Origin of the sequence: Mesorhizobium sp. M7A.F.Ca.US.007.01.2.1, from assembly GCF_003998165.1 — a bacterium.
Classification (GTDB): Bacteria; Pseudomonadota; Alphaproteobacteria; order Rhizobiales; family Rhizobiaceae; genus Mesorhizobium; species Mesorhizobium ciceri.
Window position 1 is genome coordinate 1 of record NZ_RZQP01000313.1, and the last position, 5,886, is coordinate 5,886.

General features: G+C 62.9%; 5 protein-coding genes. 2 read left to right on the top strand and 3 right to left on the bottom strand.

Annotated elements, in window-relative coordinates; translation table 11 throughout:
- Positions 1 to 587: helix-turn-helix transcriptional regulator (locus tag EN949_RS32170; RefSeq protein WP_127371898.1), on the bottom strand; the 587-nt coding region annotated here is incomplete at its 3' end.
- A gap of 230 nt (positions 588 to 817) precedes the next feature.
- Here EN949_RS32170 and EN949_RS32175 point away from each other — a divergent pair.
- Complete coding sequence (locus tag EN949_RS32175) at positions 818 to 1,828, top strand: fatty acid desaturase (protein ID WP_024501297.1); 1,011 nt, start codon at positions 818 to 820, stop codon at positions 1,826 to 1,828.
- A 91-nt stretch (positions 1,829 to 1,919) separates the two neighbouring features.
- Positions 1,920 to 2,747 carry a PhnD/SsuA/transferrin family substrate-binding protein gene (locus EN949_RS32180; RefSeq protein ID WP_127367407.1) on the top strand — a complete coding sequence of 276 codons (828 nt, stop codon included), beginning with the start codon at positions 1,920 to 1,922 and terminating at the stop codon, positions 2,745 to 2,747.
- Here EN949_RS32180 and EN949_RS32185 read toward each other — a convergent pair.
- Both EN949_RS32185 and EN949_RS32190 read right to left on the bottom strand, forming a co-directional pair.
- The gene (locus tag EN949_RS32185) at positions 2,712 to 4,067 is read right to left on the bottom strand and encodes a Xaa-Pro peptidase family protein (RefSeq protein ID WP_127371253.1); all 1,356 of its coding nucleotides are present in this window, start codon (positions 4,065 to 4,067) and stop codon (positions 2,712 to 2,714) included. The genes EN949_RS32180 and EN949_RS32185 overlap by 36 nt on opposite strands.
- Before the next feature lie 9 nt (positions 4,068 to 4,076).
- The coding region (locus EN949_RS32190; protein ID WP_164782608.1) for an FAD-dependent oxidoreductase at positions 4,077 to 5,886 on the bottom strand (1,810 nt) is incomplete at its 5' end.

A 5,886-nucleotide genomic window follows, 5' to 3' on the forward strand; every position in this document is an offset into this window, starting at 1 on the left:
ATGTGCAGCAGCTGGGCGCGCCGGTCGGCTTCGGGGAAACGGTCCCAGACACCCAGCCCGCGGGCAAATATCTCCAGCGTGTGGCGCGGCATGCAGACTTCCATGTCGGTCTCAGGCCGCCTGTTGTAGTCGATGCGGTATTGCGTTTCGCCGGCCTGCGCCAGGCGGCTCTTGTTGGCGATGCCGGCTTCGTAGTCGACCAGCGCTTCGGTGCGCAGAAGATCGGGAATGCCGGCAGGCACGTAGCGGATCTTGGTGCCTGCCGCCTCGGCATGCCATTTGGCCAACAGCGTGCGGTCGAAACCATCCGGTGCCTCTTCGATCTCCAGGCTTTCGCGGATTTCGCCGGTGAGACCTTCGTCCTGGCTGAGGCCGAGGAGCCAATCGAGCGACACCTTGAACTCGGCGGCGATGTTAAGCAGTGTTTCGGCGCGGGGCAGGCGCGTCGAGGCGCCCGACAGCAGTTGCGACAGCGCCGAGCGGTCGATGCCGACCGCGGTTGCAAAGGCCGACTGGTTCAGGTCGGAGCGTGTCAAGAGCATTTTCAGTCGCTCGCGGAAGATCGTCGACAGGTCGCGCTTGTCCATGTCCGTGCTCCACCTGGATTGAGGAAAAATTTGCGCCGGAACCGCTCCGAGGGTGGCGTTAGGCGTAAATGAATCCCTAAGTCTGTTTACAATGTATAACATGTGCGGTCAAAAATGCGCAATCGCAACAGTTTGTGCACTTTGTCTCGTTGAGTGGAATCATTTCTCCTGACACAATGCTGTCAGGAATCAATTGGGATTCCGGCGACTGAGGGGCAGTGGTCGATAGCATGACGAGCAAGAGCATCAGGCGACACAGCGTACGGGCCATTGAGTGGCCAACCGTGGTACTCGCCTTCTTCTGCTACGCGACATGGCTCGCCACCGGTTTCCTGCTCTGGCCTTCCTATCCCGTCCTGGCGCTCGCCGTCCTCGCCTTCACCGCCGCATTGCAGTCGTCGATCATGCACGAAGTGCTGCACGGGCATCCGACGCGCAACGCGCGGGTCAACGAAGCCTTCGTGTTTCTGCCGATCGGTCTGGTCTGGCCGTTCCGCCGCTTCAAGACCATTCATCTGCGTCACCACGCCGACGAGCGGCTGACCGACCCGCTCGATGACCCGGAAAGCTATTATCAGGCGCTCTGGCAGCATGACGAGCTGCCGCCGACGATGAAATTCCTGCTCAAGATCAACAACACCATGGCAGGCCGCTTCGTGCTCGGCCCGTGGCTGTCCTGCGTCGGCTTCTTCATCGACGATGCCAAGCAGGTGATCGCTGGCGACAAGCCGATCCGCAAGGCCTGGCTGCTGCATGCGATCGGCCTGGCCGTCGTGCTGCCGATCGTTCAGTTCGGCTTCGGCATCCCGCTGTGGCTTTACATTCTGGTGCCGGTCTGGCTCGGCCAGTCGCTGATCTCGATCCGTACGTTCGCCGAGCATCAATGGTCGGAACATCCGGAAGGCCGTACGGTGATCGTCGAGCGCTCGCCGCTGTCGTTCCTGTTCCTCAACAACAATCTGCATTTCGTCCATCACAAGACCCCGACCGTGGCCTGGTACAAGCTGCCCAAGCTGTTTCGCGACCGCCGTGAGGAATGGCTGCGGATGAACAATGGCTATGCCTATCCGAATTATTTCGCGCTGGTCAAAGCCTATGCGTTCAAGGCGAAAGAGCCGATCGTGCACCCGGTGCTGCGGCGTGCGCCTGAGCCGGGCAGGGCCTTCAAGCCGCGCATCAGGGCGCGCAGCATCAGCGGGCTCGGCAGTGCGCCGGTTCCCGCCGAGCCGCCCAAGGAATAATTCCGGCCTACCCGGAATCCGTGTCGGCCAATTCTGATTGGACGCCGCGTTTTCGCGATCCTTTTTCCAGACATGATGATTTGATATCGGCATGAGTGAATTGGTTGCGGCGTTGCCGATGTATGATTGGCCCGAAGTGCGCGATGAGGTCGACGCGCAATGGGTGCTGCTGCGCGATGCGTTTCGGCAAAAGGGGATCGACGCGCCGGAAGCCATCGTGCGGCGCAATGGCGACCTGCCGCCGGTGCCGGGCGGAATTCGCGATGCTGCCGGTGCATTGATCGCACCCGATCCCGCGACATTGCCACCGGATGAACTCGATTTCCATAGATTGTGGCTGCATCCGTTGCTGCTGTTCGCGCAGACCTGCTGGGGGCCGATGGAACTTGGCCTGTCCAGGCATGTGCAGGTGGTCGGCCAGCCGAGCTATGACGCCTATGAAGGCGGGCAGGGCGAGCTCTATTCGAGCGCTCTGGTGATGCGGATAGGCGAGGGACCGGAAGTTCGATCGCCTGCGGATGGCAGCGCTCTCATCCCGCTCGATCTGATCCGCGGCAAGCGCTTCACCTTCAACAGCCTCGATTCCATGTCGGGCATCATTGCGCTGACGCGCGACCTGCGAGCGGCCGGCGAAGGCTTGGACATCTTTTCGTCGCGTAGCGAGAGCGGCGGTCACCGCGCTTCAATCGTCGCCATTGCCGAGGGCTGGGCCGATGTTGCAGCGATCGACTGCGAAAGCTGGGCGCTGGCGCAGCGCTTCGAGCCAGCAGCGCGGAAAGTCGCGATCGTCGGCTGGACCGGACGGCGCAAAGGCCTGCCGTTCATCACGGCGAGGGCAACGCCGGAAAAGACAGTCAGGGCAATGCGAGAAGCGCTTGCCGGACTATCCGAGCAGCCTCGTATCCAGCGGGTAGGTTGAGAGCTGTTCGTTGCCGGCCTCGGTGATCAGGATCTGCTCTTCGAGCTTGACGCCTTCGCGCCCGCCAAGCCGGCCGATATAGCTTTCCACGCACAGCACCATGCCAGGTTCCAGCACGCGGTCCGGCGTGTCCGATGTCCAGTCGCTGGCATGCGGCAAGGTCGGGTATTCATCGGCCAGACCGACGCCGTGATAGAGCACGCCGTAGCGCGTCGGGAAGCAGTCACCCGGCGGCACCGCCGAGGCTTCGACGAGGTCGCGAAACGAGATGCCTGGCTGCATCAGAGCCGTGTTGTGTTCGATCTGGTCGGCGGCGATGCGGAACAGGGCGCGCTGTTCATTCGACGGGTTTGCATCGCCGCACAGCCAGGTGCGCGACAGGTCGGCGCAGAAGCCGTAGGGGCCGATCAGGTCGGTGTCGAAGGCGACGAGATCGCCAGCCTCGATCTTTCGCGAAGAGCATTCCTGGAACCACGGATTGGTGCGCGGGCCTGACGTCAGCAGTCGCGTCTCGATCCACTCGCCGCCGCGCGCGATGTTGCCACGATGCAATTCCGCCCATAGCTCGTTCTCGGAAATGCCCGGCTTTAGCGCCTGTTCCATCTCGCCCATCGCCGCTTCGCAAGCGACAATCGCCCGGCGCATGGCGAGGATTTCGTCCGGCGATTTGATCAGCCGCGCGTTCTCCATCACTGCTTCGCCATTGCCGATGGAAATGCCGAGGCGAGCCAGTTCCTCGACGCCTTCGGGATTGATGTGGTCGACAGCGATGCGGCTGTTGCCGCTACCATGTTCCCTGACCAAATCGGCTATTCCGGCGGCCCAACGGCGGACCTTTTGCTCGGTCAACTCACCGCCATAGAGATACATCCACGACACCGCCGGCCGCACCTCGTTGACGACGCCGGAATGGTCGGACAGGTGCTCGCAGGAAAAATACTCGAACAGCACCACCGGGCCTTCAGTGGCGACAAAGCAATGCCGCGTCGGATTGTGCGCCACCCAAAGCTGCATGTTGGTGCTGTCGGTGGCGTAGCGGATGTTGACGGGGTCGTAGAGCAGGGCGCCGGCATAGCCGCGCCGCTTCAGCTCGGCGCGGATACGCTCCAGCCGGTATTTTCGCATCGCCGCCAGGTCGGGCGCGGCAATGCCTGCCGCCGCCCACTCAGCCTCGGCCTGCGGGCCATAGCCCAGCACATGCTGGTTGAGCGAACCCGCCTTCTGACGGGAGGCGTCGCGCAAAGCTTCGATCGAGCCCGGCTCGAACGGCATGATCTTGCGGTGGCGGCCAAAGCTGCCCTTCGGCCCCGCGCTGTCCATCGTCGAAACTCAGGTCCGCATCTTCTCGCCGCTCGGATCGAAGGGCGCTTCGACATTGATGCGGGCCGGGCGCCGGTGACCGAGGATCTCGATCTCGAACAGCCCGGCACTTTCGTCCTCGGCAAGCGCTGCGGGGATATAGCCCTGCGCCATCGACTTCTGCACATAATGCGCATAGCCGCCCGACGTGACCCAGCCGACCACGCGCCAGTCGCCGTCGACGATGCCGCGCACGGCGGATGCGCCTTCGGCAGCCTTGGAGCCACGTATTTCCTTGCCGCCCTTGTCGAAGCGCGGCGCGCCATAGCCATGCGGCTTTTCCACCGTGCCGTAGTCCTTGCTGACCTTGGCCCAGATCGGCTCGTCGCCCATGACATCGGCGTCGGCGGCATCGACGATGAAGGAGACGCGGCGCAGCTTTGGCCCCTCGGCCTGTTCCTTGGCGGCGGCCTCGCGGCCGATGAAGTCATTCTTCTCGAGCTTGATGAAGCGGTCCATCGCGCCCTCGAACGGTCCATAGATCGGCCGCAACTCGCGGAACCAGGTCGGAAAGTTCTTTTCGAGGCGCATGGACAGCAGAGCGCGCATGCCGAAATCGACAAGGCCGAATTCCTCGCCGGCGTCCTTGATTGCTTTGTAAACCAGGCGTTCGTAGGCCGGCGCCATCCAGATTTCATAGCCGAGGTCGCCGGTGTAGGTGATGCGGTTGACCATGCAGGGCGCCCCGCCAACAGCCATCTCGCGGAAATCCATGAAACGGAAGGCTTTTGTCGAGACGTCGACATCGACCAGTTTCTGCAGCAGGTCCCGTGATTTCGGCCCGGCGATCGACAGGCCGACCAGCGTCTGGTCGAAGCGGTGGATGCGCACCGTTCCGTCCTTCGGCAGGTGCTTCTCGAACCAGCGCATGTGGTATTTCTGCGCCGCCGAAGAGCCCCAGATCATGAAGCGGTCTTCTGCCGCCTTGGCGATGGTGAAGTCGCCGATCAGCTTGCCGAACTCGTTGAGCATCGGCGTCAGCACGATGCGGCGGGTCTTCGGCATGCGGTTGGTCATCAGCCGGTTGAGGAAATCCTCGGCCGCGGGTCCCGAGACTTCGTATTTGGCAAAATTGGCGATCTCGGTGACGCCGACGCGCTCACGCGTGGCGCGCACTTCCTCGCCGATCGGCCCAAAATCGTTGGAGCGATGGAAGGAGACGATATCCCTGGGTTCCTTGCCTTCAGGTGCGAACCAGAGCGGGGTTTCGAGACCCCAGCTGTCGCCCATGACGGCGTTGTTGGCCAGCATCGTGTCGTAGAGCGGCGTCGTCTGCGCCGGACGTGCCGCCGGCAGTTCCTCATTGGGGAAGCGGATGGAGAAGCGGCGCGAATAGTTTTCCCGCACCTTGGCGTTGGTGTAGCGCAGGCCGGCCCATTCACCGAAGCGTGTAACATCCATGCCCCAGACATCGAAGCCAGGATCGCCATGCACCATCCAGTTCGACAGCGCCAGACCGACGCCGCCGCCTTGGCTGAAGCCGGCCATCACGGCGCAGGCGCACCAGAAATTGGTCAGGCCCTGCACCGGGCCGACCAGCGGGTTGCCGTCCAGCGCGAAGGTGAAGGGGCCGTTGATGATCTGCTTGATGCCGGCCTTCTCGATGCCGGGGAAATGCTTGAAGCCTATTTCCAGCGACGGCGCGATGCGGTCGAGGTCCGGCGGCAGCAATTCGTGGCCGAAATCCCATGGCGTGTTGACCGGCGACCACGGCTTGCAGGCCTTCTCGTAGGTGCCGAGCAGGATGCCGTTGCGCTCCTGGCGGGTGTAGATCTCGCCC

Excerpts from the sequence above, each read along its gene's own strand:
- EN949_RS32180 (WP_127367407.1), top strand. The coding sequence starts at position 1,920 with ATGAGTGAATTGGTTGCGGCGTTGCCGATGTATGATTGGCCCGAAGTG.
- EN949_RS32185 (WP_127371253.1), bottom strand. The coding sequence starts at position 4,067 with ATGGACAGCGCGGGGCCGAAGGGCAGCTTTGGCCGCCACCGCAAGATC.
- EN949_RS32175 (WP_024501297.1), top strand. The coding sequence starts at position 818 with ATGACGAGCAAGAGCATCAGGCGACACAGCGTACGGGCCATTGAGTGG.